This window comes from Undibacterium sp. GrIS 1.2 (assembly GCF_040544435.1).
Classification (GTDB): domain Bacteria; phylum Pseudomonadota; class Gammaproteobacteria; order Burkholderiales; family Burkholderiaceae_D; genus Undibacterium.
In genome coordinates this window covers 25,387-42,244 of record NZ_JBEONP010000021.1, presented here as the reverse complement: position 1 = coordinate 42,244, position 16,858 = coordinate 25,387, and the positions used below count along the sequence as shown (strand labels likewise).

Annotated in this window: 14 protein-coding genes and 1 other RNA gene; 9 read left to right on the top strand and 6 right to left on the bottom strand. The window is 47.0% G+C overall.

Annotated features, from left to right (window positions below):
• Positions 1 to 152 precede the first annotated feature (152 nt).
• The 6 genes from AAKU61_RS11075 (at position 153) to AAKU61_RS11050 (ending at position 8,049) form a co-directional block, all read left to right on the top strand.
• Positions 153 to 2,909, top strand: coding sequence for a PD-(D/E)XK nuclease family protein (locus AAKU61_RS11075; RefSeq protein ID WP_354332187.1), 2,757 nt, complete (start codon positions 153 to 155; stop codon positions 2,907 to 2,909).
• Positions 2,906 to 6,304 carry a UvrD-helicase domain-containing protein gene (locus tag AAKU61_RS11070; RefSeq protein ID WP_354332185.1) on the top strand — a complete coding sequence of 1,133 codons (3,399 nt, stop codon included), beginning with the start codon at positions 2,906 to 2,908 and terminating at the stop codon, positions 6,302 to 6,304. The genes AAKU61_RS11075 and AAKU61_RS11070 overlap by 4 nt, the downstream gene beginning before the upstream one ends.
• Positions 6,305 to 6,393: 89 nt before the next feature.
• Positions 6,394 to 6,612 (top strand): DUF904 domain-containing protein, encoded by a 219-nt coding sequence (locus AAKU61_RS11065; RefSeq protein WP_354332183.1) that lies wholly within the window; start codon positions 6,394 to 6,396, stop codon positions 6,610 to 6,612.
• A gap of 8 nt (positions 6,613 to 6,620) precedes the next feature.
• Positions 6,621 to 6,932 carry a cell division protein ZapA gene (locus tag AAKU61_RS11060; RefSeq protein WP_322121523.1) on the top strand — a complete coding sequence of 104 codons (312 nt, stop codon included), beginning with the start codon at positions 6,621 to 6,623 and terminating at the stop codon, positions 6,930 to 6,932.
• Positions 6,933 to 7,008: 76 nt separating this feature from the next.
• A non-coding RNA gene (ssrS, locus tag AAKU61_RS11055) (6S RNA) lies at positions 7,009 to 7,187 on the top strand.
• Positions 7,188 to 7,596: 409 nt separating this feature from the next.
• A complete protein-coding gene (locus AAKU61_RS11050) occupies positions 7,597 to 8,049 on the top strand; it encodes an EVE domain-containing protein (RefSeq protein WP_354332182.1) in 453 nt (150 codons plus the stop codon).
• Between the two features lie 65 nt (positions 8,050 to 8,114).
• On the opposite strand, the gene lgt is transcribed toward AAKU61_RS11050, so the two are convergent.
• The 3 genes from lgt to AAKU61_RS11035 all read right to left on the bottom strand — a co-directional run bounded on the left by lgt (position 8,115) and on the right by AAKU61_RS11035 (position 10,595).
• Positions 8,115 to 8,912: a prolipoprotein diacylglyceryl transferase gene (lgt, locus tag AAKU61_RS11045; protein ID WP_354332180.1), complete on the bottom strand. Its 798-nt coding sequence runs from the start codon at positions 8,910 to 8,912 to the stop codon at positions 8,115 to 8,117.
• Positions 8,913 to 9,107: 195 nt separating this feature from the next.
• Positions 9,108 to 9,992, bottom strand: a complete 885-nt coding sequence (locus AAKU61_RS11040) for a LysR family transcriptional regulator (protein WP_322121524.1) — start codon at positions 9,990 to 9,992, stop codon at positions 9,108 to 9,110.
• A gap of 378 nt (positions 9,993 to 10,370) precedes the next feature.
• Complete coding sequence (locus AAKU61_RS11035) at positions 10,371 to 10,595, bottom strand: TIGR04438 family Trp-rich protein (protein ID WP_354332178.1); 225 nt, start codon at positions 10,593 to 10,595, stop codon at positions 10,371 to 10,373.
• A gap of 145 nt (positions 10,596 to 10,740) precedes the next feature.
• On the opposite strand from AAKU61_RS11035, the gene AAKU61_RS11030 reads away from it, so the two are divergent.
• A complete protein-coding gene (locus AAKU61_RS11030; RefSeq protein WP_354332176.1) occupies positions 10,741 to 11,052 on the top strand; it encodes a c-type cytochrome in 312 nt (103 codons plus the stop codon).
• A 199-nt stretch (positions 11,053 to 11,251) separates the two neighbouring features.
• Here AAKU61_RS11030 and AAKU61_RS11025 read toward each other — a convergent pair whose 3' ends face one another.
• A complete protein-coding gene (locus AAKU61_RS11025; RefSeq protein ID WP_354332174.1) occupies positions 11,252 to 12,397 on the bottom strand; it encodes a branched-chain amino acid ABC transporter substrate-binding protein in 1,146 nt (381 codons plus the stop codon).
• 147 nt (positions 12,398 to 12,544) lie between these two features.
• On the opposite strand from AAKU61_RS11025, the gene AAKU61_RS11020 reads away from it, so the two are divergent.
• Entirely contained in the window at positions 12,545 to 13,054 is a 510-nt protein-coding gene (locus AAKU61_RS11020) for an Lrp/AsnC family transcriptional regulator (protein ID WP_354332172.1), read from the top strand.
• Positions 13,055 to 13,191: 137 nt separating this feature from the next.
• Here the strand turns inward: AAKU61_RS11020 and AAKU61_RS11015 are convergent, their stop codons facing one another.
• Positions 13,192 to 14,028, bottom strand: a complete 837-nt coding sequence (locus tag AAKU61_RS11015) for a class II glutamine amidotransferase (protein ID WP_354332170.1) — start codon at positions 14,026 to 14,028, stop codon at positions 13,192 to 13,194.
• 129 nt (positions 14,029 to 14,157) lie between these two features.
• A complete protein-coding gene (locus AAKU61_RS11010; RefSeq protein ID WP_354332168.1) occupies positions 14,158 to 15,786 on the bottom strand; it encodes an ABC transporter substrate-binding protein in 1,629 nt (542 codons plus the stop codon).
• Between the two features lie 517 nt (positions 15,787 to 16,303).
• Between AAKU61_RS11010 and AAKU61_RS11005 the strand changes: the two genes are divergently transcribed.
• The gene (locus tag AAKU61_RS11005; RefSeq protein WP_354332166.1) at positions 16,304 to 16,852 is read left to right on the top strand and encodes a hypothetical protein; all 549 of its coding nucleotides are present in this window, start codon (positions 16,304 to 16,306) and stop codon (positions 16,850 to 16,852) included.
• Positions 16,853 to 16,858: the final 6 nt, after the last annotated feature.

Sequence of the window (16,858 nt, the reverse complement as noted above, 5' to 3'; positions counted from 1 at the left end):
TCAGTGATGTCTAGTGGCAAACTATGCGTCAAATAATAACCTATTTTTTATAAAAGTGGGATCAAGCTCTGAAATTGCGTAGTCTGTCGCATAAAATGCACCTGTCTAAAGCCCGTCGTTCACTAAAAAATCACGAAAATTCTTGAAACTCCATGCGATCTTCCACTGAGCTAATTGCGGCATCCGGCAACTTCTGGCAACAGGCTGCACATCGCTTTGTACTTGATGTAGTGTCACCAGTCTGGCCGCTGACATCGGCGAATGATTATTCTGCTGTGCGTGTTGTGGTACCTACTTTTGAACACGCGCAATTATTTTTAAAAGCCTTGGCACAAGAGCTGCAGATTAATTTTATTCCACCTCGCATACAAACCATGTTTGCCTGGGTGGAGATGTTGCCGCCACAAACCCATAAAAGAGTCAGCGCACCGAGCGAGCGTCTAATGAGTTTGTATGCCGGGTTGAGGCAGCATGCCTGGCTGAAGAAATTATTTACTGCCAGACGCAATACGGACTTGCTGCCACTGGCGCAGACCTTATTAAGCTTATCGGACGAGCTGACGCAGGCCTTGTTAGCTTCCGTACTAGATGACAGAGAGCAAACGACACAGCGCTGGCATACTGCCTTGGCACAGTTGCCGCAGCCAACGCAGAAAATCTTATCGGAAGAAGCGCAACTGGTCTGGACTATTTGGCAAAGTCAGTTGGATGAACATGACGCCATCGGACAAACGCATCAGCAATGGCTGCGTATTGCGCAGCAAGCGCAGGAACCTTTAGTCTGGATCAGCCCAACTGCACCGAACGCACTGGAGCAAGCGTTTTTAGATGTGTATTCTAAAAAGAAAAAACTCTTAATGATCTTGCTGGATTGGCGCGCCAAATCCATTACGCAGCCATACGCATCTGCCTGGCCGAATTTATTTGAAGATGTTAACAGCGGCCAGCAGCAATTTACCCTGGATCAGGCTGACGTATCGCATATTCGCTTATGTGAGGCGAGTTCGCTTGAAGACGAGGCGCAGCAAGGCGCGCAGACTATTATTGATTGGTTACAGGCGGGTCGCCAGAGCATTGCAGTGATTGCACAAGACCGCGTGGTAGCTCGTCGTATCCGGGCCTTATTAGAAAGAGCACAGGTATTTGTTGCAGATGAAACTGGCTGGAAACTCTCGACGACCCGGGCTGCTGCTGCGATTGCCGCTTGGTTTGAAGTGGTTGCCACACGTGCCGATACGATGGCATTGCTGGATCTGTTGAAGTCGCCTTACTTACCTGGTGGCTTGCCTGGCGTATCTGCAAAAGACGCTGCTCGGATCGATGCGGTGATTGACATGAATGCGAAGGCCGATGCGGTGATGCATATCGAACTGGCCTTGCGTCGCGCTAATGTTCTCGGTGGCTGGGAGGCAATTTTATCCACGCTGGATAGTAAGCCCGACGAGCGCAAATGGATCGCAGCGCTTGCGCGTCAGGCAGCAGGATTCAGCGGACGTAAAAGTATCTCTGATTGGAGTCGGGCAAGCATACAGATGCTTTACGAGTCAGGCATGCATCCACAGTTGCAAGCAGACAGTGCAGGCTCACAAATTATTCAGTTATTGCAAGCGTTGACGGAAGATTGTCAGCAGATGGAGGCAACGTTCTCCTTTTCGGAGTGGCGTGCCTTTATTAATTTACAGCTGGAAAATGCACCTTATATTACCGCCAGAATAGATAAGCGCGTATTTATGTTACCGCTGAACGGTGCTCGCTTGCGACGATTTGATGCGGTGCTGCTGGTCGGCGCAGATGCCGCACATTTGCCATCGCAAGCACAGGAAGTTTTATTCTTCACTAATGCAGTCAGACGCGAATGTGGTTTGACGACCCGTGAGCAAAGGCAGCAACAACAGCTCAGAGACTTTACCGAGTTATTGCTATCCAATCCAGAAGTGGTTTTGTCATGGCAAGGTCAGCAGCAAGGTGAGCATAATCCTGTGAGCCCTTGGCTGGCGCAATTGAATCTGGCGCTGGAGCGCAATGGCAGCGAGGCGCTTCTCAAACATCATCCGATGTTGTCGACTGTGAATCTGCAATCAGAAACCCTACAACAACCGCGTCCAGCTGCCGCTATATTAGCGCCAACTACCTTATCCTCCAGCGGATATAGCAGCTTGCTTGCATGTCCTTATCAGTTTTTTGCCCGACGGATGTTGCGTCTGGATGCGCTGGATGAATTGTCAGACATGCCCGAAAAACGTGACTACGGCGATTGGTTACACGCGATTCTTAAAACTTACCACGATCAATTATCTGCGCATCAGCCGGAAGACAGAGTCCAATTACTAAGGGATATTTCTACCCAACGTTTTGACGATATTTTAAAGCGCAGTCCTGCAGCCTTGGGATATAGCGTGCGCTGGAATAAAGTGATACCTGAATATGTCGCCTGGGCTAATCAGCGTGAGGCAGATGGCTGGCAATTTGAAATCGGTGAGGATTGGCGCGAGCGAACTTTGATCTGGTCAGATCAGGGTGAAGATGCGAGCATCGTTTTGCGAGGCAGGATAGATAGGATTGATAAAAACCAACACGGTGAGTATGCGGTCTTGGATTACAAAACTAAAACACAAACCGCATTAATCAAGCGATTAAAAGAAGGCGAGGATCAGCAATTACCTTTTTATGGTTTGCTGGCAAATCAGACGATCGCTGCCGCAAGCTATGTCGCGTTGGAATTAGACAAAGGCAAAATTGGTGCCGCCGCTGCCGATAATTTTAGCGACTGGACGAATGTATTGGAAGTGGATATCAAAAGTAATATGCAGGCAATCAGAGATAACACACCATTGCCAGCACAAGGTACAGAATTGGTCTGCCAGTATTGCGAAATGCGTGGACTATGCCGCAAGGGCGCATGGTCATGATGTTATCTCCTTCGTCGTCCCATTCTTCAGAAAAAGACGATGTTCAAGCCTATGAAATTAACGGACATGGCAGCGACGCTGTAAGCTTCACTGCTACCGCATGTAATCCACAATTGTCAGTAGTAGTTGAGGCTTGTGCTGGTAGTGGCAAAACATGGTTACTCGTAGCGCGTATGTTGCGCCTGTTGCTGGCTGGCGCTGAGCCTGGTGAGTTATTGGCGATTACCTTTACCCGCAAAGCTGCGCAAGAAATGCGTGAGCGCCTGATGGCACTGTTACGCGAGTTAGCCTTAGTTGATGAGACTGCGGCTATTCAATTGTTGACAGAACGTGGGATACAGCAAAACGATATTCCCTCAATTTTGCCTAAAGCGCGACGTCTTTACGATAAGATTTTATCCAGCCCGCAAGCGTTAGCGATGGACACTTTTCATAGCTGGTTTGGACGCCTGATCCAGTTAGCACCGCTGGCCTCAGGCGTGCCCCATGGTTTTAGCTTGCTAGAGGCAACTGCTGACTTACAAAGAGAGGCTTATGCGCAACTGATGCAATCCCTGACTGATGCCGAGAATCAGGATGTGCGTCATGCCTTATTACTCTTGTACGAAGAGTTGGGTGATTTCAATACCAAGAAAATGCTGGATGCATTTTTAGATAAACGTGCGGAATGGTGGGCATCCAATCAACATGCGCTTGAGGGGGATCCCTTGGACTGGCTGCGCGAGATGTGCGGCGCTGATGCAGAGGTCGATCCGCGATTGGCCTTGTGGGATGACCAAGAACTATGTCAGCGTATTAATGCAATCGCATTATGTTTAGGGCAGGGTACCGCGACCAATCAAAAGCGTGCGACTGCGATAGAAGCCGCTATGAGCGCAGGCCCGAACTTAGACAGATTTGATGCCTTATGCCATGAGTTTTTTGGTGCTGATGGCAAAAATAGATCCAATACAAAAACAAAAAATTTACTCATCGCTATCGAAAAATGGTTAGGTCCAGATAGTGTTGCCAGTTTTGATGATGAGTGTACGGTCATTGCAGAAACGCTCAAATTGTTGCGTCGGCGTAGCGGTGAAAAAATGGTACTCACCATTAATCAGGCCTTGTTTAAAGTCGGTGCAGCTTATCTGGAGTGCTATCAATCTTTGAAATCGGATCAGAGAGTATTTGACTTTGCCGATTTGGAATGGCAAGCCTACAGGCTTTTAAGCAATGAGGAATACGCAGCATATTTACATAGCCGGCTAGATGCGCGTTACAAGCATATTTTGCTGGACGAATTTCAGGATACCAATCCTTTACAGTGGGGCATCGTCCAAGCGTGGCTAGATGTCTATGGTAACGACGTGGCGCGGCCAACGGTCTTCATCGTTGGTGATCCTAAGCAGTCAATTTACCGTTTTCGCCGTGCAGAACCACGTGTGTTCTCTGCTGCAAGACAAATGTTGGCGCGGCATGGCGCACAACTGCTACGCACTAACCAGACTCGCAGAAATGCGCCCGAGATTGTGTCGGTCTTGAATGACAGCATGCGCCAAAATAAAATCTATCTGGCACAAACCAGCGCCTCTACAGCGATTGGTGAAGTGTGGCGTTTACCCTTAATCAGTGCATCGATTAGTACGGTGAATCAAGGTAAAGAAGATTCTGATATTAGCGGCGAGACTCAATCCTTAAGCCTTACTTTACGTAATCCCTTTACCACGCCAATGATTGAAGAAGAGGATAGTCGCCGGCTGGAGGAGGGACGTCAGGTCGCGCAAGCTCTGCTATTGGCGCGGCAGCAACTGGGGAACTTACCCTGGTCAGAAGTCATGTTATTGGTCAGGCGCCGTACTCATCTGGCTGCGTATGAAAATGCTCTGCGTGAACTTGGTATTCCGTTTGTATCCAGCAGGCGAGGTGGTTTGCTGGAAGCCTTGGAAGTTGCAGATCTGATTGCTTTGCTGGGATTTTTGATGACGCCGGGCGATAACCGTGCGTTGGCACATGTGCTGAAGTCGCCGATTTTTTCTGCGACTGACGATGACCTGATCACGTTAGCGCAGCGATCAGAAGCATCCTGGTGGAAGCGTTTGCAAGCTAGTGCATCATCATCATCATCATCATCATCGGTAGTAGCGCAGGAAATTTTTACCAGAGCAGCAGGGTTATTGCAAGACTGGATGCAAGCGGCACATGATTTGCCCGTACATGATTTGCTTGACCGGATTTTGCATCAGGGCGAATTGCTGTCGCGCTACGCGCAGCTTGCTAGCCCTGCAGAGCGACATCAAGTCATAGGGAATATTCATGCCTTTTTAGAACTGGCGCTCAACATGGATGCCGGGCGCTATCCTAGCTTGCCTAAGTTTATTGCTGCCCTTAATGTGTTTAGAAATGGAGGGGAAGGCGATGCGCCTGATGAGTCGGCAGTAGATGATGCAGCCGACGCAGTAAGAATATTAACCATCCATAGTGCCAAAGGTCTGGAGGCATCAGTCGTTGTTGTACTCGATGCTAACCATAGCGAATCCGCCAAAGATCAGGTCGGCATATTATGCCAATGGCCACTGCAAGAAGGCGAGGCCAGACATTTTTCTGTCTTCGGACGCAAGGATCAGCGTGGTGCAGCGCGGGATGCATTGTTCGCGCAAGAGGAGGCGCAAGCCGCACAAGAGAACTGGAACTTGCTGTATGTCGCCGCCACTCGCGCTAAAAATTTATTGATACTCAGTGGTATTGCTAGCGACAAAAAAACGAAGAGCGCCGTGATCGATGAAGGCGGGGATGTCATCATCGGCTTGATTCAAGATAGTTGGTATGATCGGCTGCAACAAGTAGGCCAAGTGAATGTGCCGGTCAACGCTGCATTAGTGCAGCAATCGCAAGGCGAATTTAGCTTGCAGGTATTTAATCCTCCCAATCTGACTTTGCCCCGAGCCGAGCCTGAGCCAGTCCCAAGTGACGCGCAGCTGGAGGGCATTGCGCTGCATGCCTTATTAGAGCGATTGACCAATCAGGTACAAGCATGGCCTGTCGTTGTTCCTGAGGCGGAGGCGATTGCTGCCTGGCTGCCTTGTGCGGGTAATATCGCTGCCACTATACGACAACAAGCTTTGGTAATATTGAGTCAGGCGACGCTGGAAAAATACTTCAATCCTGTCCATTTTGTGTATGCCCGCAATGAGATGGATGTTTTGTTCCAGCAACAGCTTTTACGTCTGGACCGAATGGTCGTTTTTAAAGACGAAATATGGATTCTCGATTACAAGCGGGCTTTGTTAGAATCTGAACGACTAGACTACCAGACCCAATTACAAACCTACGCTGATGCGCTGCACGATATGCATAAGGATAAAAAAATTAAAGCGGCTTTGATATTAAGTGATGGTGCTCTGGTAGAAATGCTATAAAGTGACGTTTCAATTTATAATTTAGTTGGTATTGTTTAGCCCGCGCTCTTTCCGCGTTTTTGCCACGTTTTTACCAACCTAGTGACGAGATGAATTCTGAATTTGAATTACTTGCTGAAAAAGTCGCACGGCTCGCAGAGCTGACCGATTTTTTACGCCGTGAGAACGCTGAGCTGCGGCGCGATATCGTTGCTCTGACCGAAGAAAATGGTGAGATGCATCAACGTATGGATGAAGCACACGAACGTGTAACAGCTTTGCTTGCGCAACTACCAGTTGAGAACGATTCAGATAAGGATGCCGCATGAAAGACAATGTGATCCAGCTAGATGTCAGCATCATGGGACAAGCGTATAAGCTCAGCTGTAAAGAAGGCGAAGACAAAGCACTGCTGGCTGCAGTCGCTTACCTTAACGAGAAAATGTGCACCATCCGCGACGCCGCCAAGATTAAAGGCAACGACAGAATCGCAGTAATGGCAGCTTTGGGTGTTACGGCAGAATTGCTATCGACCAAATCGCCAGAGGGACCGTTGTCTGGATTGTCGATTGCAGACGTCAAGCAAAAAATTAATCATATGCATGAGGTGTTGGACAAAGCACTGACACCCCAAGAAAATCTATTTTGAACCGTGCTTGTATTGGTTTAATCAATCAAAAAGAGTTAAAAAAAGCTGTACGACATCGCGGATAGGAGTAAACTTAAATTCCCTACCGTGTTCGCCAGTGCCATATATTCCTTGAACCATTTATGTGCACAGGCTGCGGGAATTGTTCGACAGGTGTGAGCGTCGCTAGTCCGATGAACCCGAAGTTGAACCGACTGTGGCCAACTTGAACCTCCTGGTTCAGGATGCCGGCATAGCGGCATTGGTGGGGACTTATTCCAGAGCACTTACAGCGTTTGCTGTGAGTGCTTTTTTATTGGGACTTACGCAAAACCGCCCCAAAGCGTTGCGGCGACTAGCCGTACTAATGTACTGTCGTCGCTGCGCCTTGCTGGGACAATTTTGCGTAAGTCCTAATTGTTTGTAGACTTGTTTTTTCGACGCATGACTGAGCAAAGGTGATGCGAGTTTGTCTAACGGCGTAACGTCTTAGAAGCTAATTTTTCTTTAGTGATACTTGTCGTGTTGTGCCAATATCCGCTTGGTCGGCTCTTAGATATCGTCAGGCCAGGATGCAACTAAGATGCTTTGGTATTTAATATACTCATATAGGTATATTTTAATCGTCCAAGTAATCATTGGACAATAAGGCATTTTTGTAAAAATTTACGGGGAGTATATTGTTATGGCATATTGGTTAATGAAGTCCGAGCCGGATGAAGTGAGCATTGATGACGCTTTATCTGCATCCTCGATAGCCTGGTTTGGCGTGCGCAATTACCAGGCACGTAACTTTATGCGTGATGCAATGAAGCTTGGTGATGGAGTACTGTTTTATCACTCCAGTTGCGCAGAGCCTGGTATTGCTGGGCTGGCTGAAGTTGCTAGCAGCGCGTATCCCGATCACACACAATTTAATCCGCAAAGTCATTATTTTGATCCCAAGGCGTCGCAAGAAAATCCGCGCTGGATGATGGTGGATATCCGGGCATTGCGCAAGACGCGTTTATTAAGCCTGGCAGAGCTACGCACTCATGGCGCCTTGGCAGATATGCTGGTATTACAGAAGGGGAGTCGTTTGTCGATCACGCCAGTGACTGCCGCAGAATGGGCAGTCATCATGAAGTTATTGGACTGAGCTTTTTAACGGCACTATCGTTTCGATCAGAGATTGATCCGACGATAATGCCGTAACAATGTTACCTAGGCTTTAGCTGATTTTCTATATGCAAACACCAGTATCACCAGTCCGCCAATAATCATTGGTAGCGAAAGTATTTGTCCGGCAGAAATGGTCATGCCTGCTAAGTCCACTTGCCAATCCGGCGTACGGAAATACTCGGTAAAAAATCGTGCGCAGCCGTACAGCATTACAAACATTGCTCCGACAGCCAGTGGTGGCCGCGCTTTACGGGCATATATCCACAAAATGACAAACAGCAACAATCCATCCACTAAGGCCTGATAAATTGGCGACGGATGTACCAAGTGATCCACACCAGGCCATTGCATTGCCCATGGTAAATCGACTGAAGCAATCCGACCTGGTAGTTCGTGGTTGATGAAGTTGCCGATGCGCCCCGCAGCGTAGCCTAGCGGCACCAGTGGCGCGATGAAATCAAATACATTCACCAATGGTCGACCCACTTTGCGCGCCCAAAAGAACATCGCAATCAAAACGCCGATAAAGCCGCCGTGGAATGACATGCCGCCATGCCAGACCATCAGTATTTCTAAGGGATTGCTGATCAATTCACTTGGCCGGTAAAACAGAAATTCACCGATGCGCCCGCCCAGGACAACACCGAGCACGCCATAAAACAGCATGTCATCAATGTCTTCGTTTTTCCAGCCCTGAGCTGCAATATGCGGTGAGCGAATGCGTACCCGGCCTAGCAAGACAAATTGTATAAACGCGACCAGATACATCAGTCCATACCAGTGTACAGAAACAGGTCCTAAATGGAATGCTACTGGATCTGGGTTGGGGTGAATCAGCATAGCTACTCTTTCGTTTGTAATAAGGTGAACCGAAATTTTTTATTAGGCGCACTATAGGTGCTATTTGAGTGCTGGCGGGGCATTTCCGGTCATTTTTGATGCTCTTCGTTGCTCACGGCTAGCCATGAGCGCCTTAGTTACAACAAACTCACATCAAAACTGCCTCGAAAAGTGCATCTGCCATTAGCTCAAATCCTAACGGAAAATCTCGGTTAAAAAAGCCTGCAGCACGGGAGACGTATTATCTTTACGCCATGCCACGCCGATTTCTACCACATGGCTAGTTTGCGGCAGACTTAGGTAAGTCACACCGGGACGTTTTAAATTCGAGACAGATTGTGGCACAAGCGCGATGCCCATGCCAGCGGAGACTAAGCCGACGATGGTTTGCATTTGTATCGCTTCCTGACTAATTGCCGGGGTCAACCCGAGTTCTCGGAAGCAGCCAAGTATTAAGTCATGTAAAGCTGGCGCAATTTTGCGTGGAAAAATAATTAGAGGCAGATGCTGGTAATCCAATAGTGAGACGTCGTGTGTTTTTGTCGCAAAGCTTTCCGGTACTGCCAGTATCAACGGCTCGGACAAGACTTTTTGGTAGGCTAACAGATTACGCAAACGATCTGGTATCGGCGGGATGATCAGGCCAGCATCGATTTCACCTTTCTCCAGAGCGATTAATTGAACATCACTGGTTGCCTCTCGCAGTTCAATCTGCACAGCCGCATGACTTTGCCGGAATGTTCGCAGATAGGGTGGCAAGATACTGTAGTCGGCGATGGACACAAATGCCAGCGACAAATGACCGCTAGCGCCAGCTGCTGCGCGTTGTACTAGTGCGGGCAAGCCCTGTGCCTGCTGAAGTATGCGGCGTGCCTCTGGCAGCAGTGCTAGCCCGGCAGCGGTCAGCGCGATGCTACGAGTGCTGCGGGTAAATAAAGCAGTGCCAAGAGTAGCTTCAAGCGCTTGTATAGTTTGTGACAGCGGTGGTTGCGTCATGTGTAATTTAGCCGCAGCGCGACCAAAATGCATTTCTTCTGCTACCGCGAGAAAATAACGTAGTTGTCGTAATTCCAGATTCATATGGACCGCATCTGATCGATGCATGAATCAGCTAATCTATAGATGGTTTCACGCAAGTAAGCTAGGCTCGATGGATAAAAATGCTTAGCGGGATAACGTTGGCTAAGTTCAAATAAGCTAAGTCGTTTAAATTTTTGGGATTTTATATTATGCAGTTCTGGAGCGGATCAATTTAAGAATTTTAATATACTCCCCATTATTTTTATTGAAAATGGCGGTTTAATCAGTAAACCTTTGGACGATTAAAATATACTCACTAAGGGTATTCTATTTAATCAATGCAAATGTGGTTTGTCGTTTAGTGCTACACGACGTCATTACTTTTAGCACATTAGCCGCAAAAGTAAATTCTGGTACTGGATGTTTTAGTCCGGTGCTTCACTTCTTTTTATCAAAGGTCCGTTTAATACGGTCGTTTTTAATTTTTTCAAAGTGAGCGTGATCTTTTCGTTTGTCTAGGCCTAGCATGCGTTCAAAAAATTCAAACCATAAAAATGCAAAGAACGCCAATCCGACTAGCCACCACCAAGAGATGCTATTCAAGAAGCTCACTTCTAAATATTTAAGTAAAAACAACAACGCGGTAACAATGATGAGGGGCATGATGACTCCTTTTGCCAAATCTTAGGAGTAATTTTGCTTATGGTCAACCTTATGTTGAGCGCACACGTTCTTTGATTGTGCTAACGCATTAAAATAAGTAAAACGCAGTAAAATGAAACGATAATTTTTTAACTTGGAGAGAGCAATGAACAAGTCTTTGTTAGCAGTAAGCGCACTTTTAGCGACGATGGTCTCTGGTGCGGCAATGGCCAATCTAGAATTGGCAAAATCTAAAAACTGCATGGCTTGTCATGCTGTTGCTAATAAAGTTGTGGGCCCTGCATATAAAGATGTTGCTAAAAAATACGCTGGTGACAAAACGGCAGAAGATACCTTAGTCAAAAAAGTCATTGCTGGTGGCAGTGGTGTGTGGGGCCCAGTCCCGATGCCGGCTAACCCGCAGGTATCTGAAGCCGAGGCGCGTACTTTGGTTAAGTGGATTTTGTCGACGAAGTAATTTTGAATTGAGCTAAGTCTAAATCGAAGTCAGTGTAATTCAGTCTGTTTGAGTCAAACAGGGTTCAATCAGTTGAGTTTTTAAGATGATCGAGAAATAAAAACGCTGCAAGCCTGTAAGGTTTGCAGCGTTTTTTGTTTGCAGTACTTTTACGATACAGACTGACAAATCAGTCTGTGTAAATCACGACAGCACCAAATTATTTTACAACTTGCAGCAACTCACGCTTGCCGCCTTTGTATGTGTACAAAGTCAATGTACCGTCTTTGATATCGCCTTTAGCATCAAATTCGATGTCGCCAGTAATACCTTTGTGCTTGATTTTAGCCAGGAAAGGCAGGTACTTTGCTGGTTCTGCTGATTTAGCTTGTTGCATCGCATCAACCATCGTCATCACAGCATCGTACACATACGGTGCGTAGATTTGAACGTCCAAACCAAATTTCTTCTTGTAAGCTGCTTTCCAGTCATCCAACACTTTTTTCTGTGCATCTAAAACACCGCCGGCTTCTGCGCAGACAACTTGACCTTCGCCAATGCCGTCACCAGCCAGTTTCACTAAGTCAGTAGTACAGATACCATCGCCGCCCATGAACTTAGCAGTAATGCCAAGTGCTTTCATCTGACGCAACATCGGACCTGCAACTGCATCCATACCGCCGAAGAAAATCACATCTGGATTCTTCGCTTTGATTGTGGTCAGGATCGCGCTGAAGTCAGTTGATTTATCAGTCGTATGTTCAGTAACAACAACTTCAGCACCTTTGGCTTTAGCGCCCTTCATGAACTCGGCTGCAACACCTTCGCCGTAGGCCGTTTTGTCATCGATGACAGCTACTTTTTTAGCTTTGTTAATTTGCACGGCGTAACGACCCAAAGTGCCACCCAATTGACCGTCATTGGCAACTACACGGAACGCGCCTTTGTAGCCTTGTTGTGTGTATTTTGGATTTGTTGCTGATGGGGAGATTTGCGGGATGCCAGCGTCGTTGTAGATTTTAGAAGCCGGGATTGTCGTACCAGAGTTCAAGTGACCGATTACGCCATTTACTTTTGCATCGACCAATTTTTGTGCTACGGTTGTACCTTGTTTTGGATCGGCAGCATCATCTTCTGTCAGCAGTTCGAATTTAACTTTTTTGCCGGCGATCATAGTGCCTTTAGCATTGAGTTCTTCGATCGCCATTTTAGCGCCGTTTTCATTGTCTTTACCCAGATGGGCAATCGCGCCGGAAATAGGACCTACGTGACCGATTTTAATAACTTGTTCTTGAGCAGCCGCAGTACCGGCAAACGCGAAAGCAATTGCGCCAGCCAGTGGAATCATTTTAGTTTTGAACGACATGAACATACTCCTAAGGTTTAAAAAAAGTAGGACAACATTACTGTATCTCTGACTTATTCAGAAAACTGAATATGCAAAAGGTACAACAGAAAAATTAATAAGCAAAGCTATTTTCTTTGTTTTTTTCGTAAATAAGACGATTTTTATATGCCCCAATATCGCTCACTAGACAAGGTCGATCGTAAGCTTCTGAACCTGTTGCAGAAGGATAATCAGATACCCACCCGAGTTTTGGCAGACAAGCTACACATATCTCAACCAACCTGCCTGCGCCGTATACGAGAGCTTCGTGAGCTTGGCATAATTAGTGCAGAAGTAGCGATGGTCGATCCGTTTGCACTGGGATATGGCATGCTGGCTTTTTTAGAGGTATCGCTGATCAATCAGTCTGACGAGCACATGCAAGAATTTGAAGCTGGAATGAACAAAGAAGCCGAGGTGATGCAGTGTTATTTCGTCTCCGGCGAATACGATTATTTTCTGGTGATTCATGTGATTGACATGGATGCTTACTATCAGTTTGTACGGAGAGTGATTTCCGGGTCTGGTAATGTGCGCCATTTCCACTCGCGCTTTCCGATGAAGCGCGCCAAGTTCGCAACACGGATCGCGTTTGATGAAAAAGCGCTTGAGTTGCCGGTGCGTTTAGGTAAATAGTTGGCGATTGCTGCGGAAATATCTAAATCGATGATTGGTGTGTATCGCTAGGAATCAGTTTGCTGACATCAATACTTAATCAGCTGGATTCATCATTAGATAGGGCTTTTCGCAAACCCCAAGATTGGTATGGGTCATCAAGCAATCTCTTCGGCTACTTCATATAGTTCGGTAGGGATTAAGGTGTCTTTGGTTGGATGACCTGCCAAAAACATCTTTAATTCACCTGGATGAAAGGCGCACCAGGATTCGTCCGATGTTAGCGGTTTGGTGGCGATGACGGCGATTTTGTCGTCTGGTTTGTTGAACTTGCTGAAGTCGATGCTCTTGTCGCAGTCAATCAGTGCGGCAGTGGAAAATGGATACTCGCGTACGACGTAATGCAAATTGGTGGAGCAGTGGGCAAACAAGGCATCGCCATTAGATAACATGAAGTTAAATATGCCGTGCGAAGCAATGTACTTGGTCAGTTCGGTAATTGCATCGAACAAGGCTTCTGTCGGCGGCAGATCATCTGCATTGGCATAAGGGAAGCGCTGTTGCAGACCTTCCATTAAATAACAAAACGCACGCTCACTATCCGTCTCACCAACTGGGCGATATATACCGTTGAGGCCATTAAGCGTTGGATGGAAGTTTTTCAGATCGCCATTGTGAGCAAAAATCCAAGATTTTCCCCACAGCTCACGCATAAACGGGTGATTATTTTCAAGGATGATATTGCCCTGTGTCGCTTTGCGTATGTGGGCGATGACGTTGCAGGATTTGATCGGATTACGTTTGATCATTTCTGCCAGCGGTGAGCTGATCGATGATAAATGGTCGGTGAACAGGCGGCAGCCAGTGTCGTTATAAAAAGCGATGCCCCAGCCGTCTTTATGTTCATCGGTAAGGCCGCCCCGCGCTGAGAAACCTTCAAATGAGAAAGTGATCTCGGCGGGATTATTGCAATTCATTCCAAGTAGCTGGCACATCGATTACGATCCTGAATCTTGTAGTCTTGCTTGCAGTAAAAAACTGGTACACCTCCTAAAATACTCTTGCTGCTTAGAAACGGGTAAATTATTTACATAAATTTTCCTTATTTGGGGAAAAAATGGTAATTACTCGGGTTTGAACTCCTGCGCAAAGGTAAATTCATCTGTTCTGGCTGCATATTTGAGGCCTTTTCGCAACGCCCATGTAGCATATTGATGGTGGAGCGGGATAACCGCATAATCGCGCAAAGCCACGCCCATGGCCTTTTTAGCAAAATCACGGCGCTTAGTATCGTCCACTGATGCTAAGGAGCTACGGATTAAATCATCTAGCGCCGGATTACTGTATTTGCCCCAGTTCCAGCTGCCCCAGCCCGTTTCTGGATTTGCTGTTCCGAGCAAAGTCCGTAAAGCAAAATCACCTGCCACGCTGCCCCAGCCTAACAAGGCAATGCTGAATTCGCCCTTGGAGGCTTTGGGGAAATATACCGCCAGCGGCATCGTTTCTACTTTAGCTTGTATGCCGATTTTGCTTAAAAATTGCGCCACGGTTTGTACTATTTGTTCGTCATTGATGTAGCGATTATTCGGGCCATGCAGAGTGATATTAAAACCGTTGGGATAACCAGCTTCTGCCAGTAATTTTTTTGCTCCTTCAGGGTCGTAAGCTTCGACCTTAACGGTATCGTCATACCCCAAAATGCCTGGCGCTACGATGTTAGAAGCAGGGACTGCCAAACCTTCTAAAACGCGGTCACTTAGGGCCTGGCGATTAATCGCTTTAGAAATTGCTCTGCGCACGCGGATATCGTGTAGTGGATTGGTGGTTAAAGGCTTGCCTGCTTTATCCGTAATATCAGGAGATACATGGGCTTGTTGATCGAGTGCCCAAAAAATCGTGCGCCAAGAAATTTTTTGTTCTAATTTAACTTTGACGTTCGTTTTTAATTTAGGTAAGTCGGCAGGCGGCACGCTCTCAATTGCATCTATATCGCCCGCCAGCAGGGCTGCTACCCGGGGTGCGCCGCTGGTCAGTATGCGCAAAGTCACTTTATCCCAATGAGGTTTTTCGCCCCAATAATTGTCGTTGCGTACCAGTTCAATACGATCACCACGCTTGGCGCTAACGAATTTAAATGGCCCGGTACCGATCAGCGCTTTGCCTGTATTAAAGTCGTCTGTACTGGCATTTTGTGCGACTTTTTTTGACACGATAAAAATCGAATTAACATCTAAAGGCAAGGGGCCGTATGGGGTCGCAGTCTTCAAGCGTACCGTGTAAGCATCAACCGCCTGTTTGCTGACAATTTGTTTGGTGTAACTGGTAAATGAGCCGGGGCTATTGAGGATAGTGGCAGGGCGATCAAGTGAGAAAATGACGTCTTCTGCAGTCAGTTCTGTGCCGTTGTGGAACTTGACTCCATGGCGCAATTTGAATTCCCATGTCAGTGGGTCAATCGCTTTCCATGAGGTTGCCAAGCCGGGAACCAGTTGGCCATTGCTATCCAGATTGACCAAAGCATCAAAAATATGGAAAGCGAATGCGTTATTCGGGCCGCTATTTAAATAATGCGGATCGAAGGACGTTACGTCCGCCGCCAGACCTACACGTAAATGTAAATCTGCGGCGATACCTGGGGTGCTCCAGCTCAGCGTTAAGGCCAACAAACTGGCCGTACAAATAGCTAAGTACGTTTTTTGCTTGAGCGGGATGGCTCGGGCTAATGCAGAGGTGATTCGTTTAAAAATACGCATAGGGTTCTCTATCTTTTTAAGACTATGCCCGCTGGTGCCAGAATGTTGATTGGCCGTTGCTGAGCATTGAGGTTTTTATCGTTATCAGGACCTACTTAAACTGCCTCAGCGAGCCTGTGCTTCTTCGTCATATGCGTGCACATGCAGGCGTATTTTTGATGATGTACGTGGGCACGACTGCTGCTGACTATTTTCGTAACTCCTGATGAGACTATTTCTTTTGAAAATAATCTTAATTTGTCGCCAGCATAAAGTAAAAGACCAAATATGTTTTGCGATAACCATTTTTCGACTATGGGTTGAAGTATGTGTTTGCGCCTGTTGATGCTTAGATAAACCTAGTTATGTTGAATTTGCAATGCGTTTGGCTTGTGGTAGTGTGGTAGCTTATTCATGTTTTATTTTGGTTTTGCTCCAGTTTCGCTACGGAATTTCTTCTTTGTGTAAGCCGATCATTTTTGTAATACGCCGCTATTTTTTAGCGTTGATTAATACAGCCGATATCTAGGAATATGAAATGCCTCTTCAAATAGTATCTCGCTTAAAAATTCGCTCACAAACTAATGTGCAAGGTTTAGCTATCAGCGTTGCTATGGCTGGTTTGCTCTTATCCACAATTTCTTGCAGCGCTACTCCTGCTACCGACATGAACGATAAAAAAGCTGCTTCAGTTGCCACCCCCGCCACCTCTGCCACTTCTGCGGTGTCTGAGGTTGCGCCAACGACGATCATACTGAGCTATCGCCAAGCAACCAAGCTTGCCAAACAGGGCATGACGATAGAGGTGACCGAGGTTACTGACAGTCGTTGCCCGCCAAATACGCGTTGTGTTTGGGCAGGGCAGGCAACAGTGAGTTTTAAAGTCAGTCAGCCCGGCACGCCGGAAGCATTGCTGGTGGTTGGCACCCCCGCACCAGCGGCAATGAATTTGCCGGCAGACGCTAATTACGGCGGATATCGATTTTCTTTAGTGAATCTGGAGCCGAAGAAAGTCGCCGGAGAGAATGTAGCGCCCGAGGCGTATAAGGCTGAAATCATGATGAGTAAAGCGGACGCTGCGAAGTAAAACGCT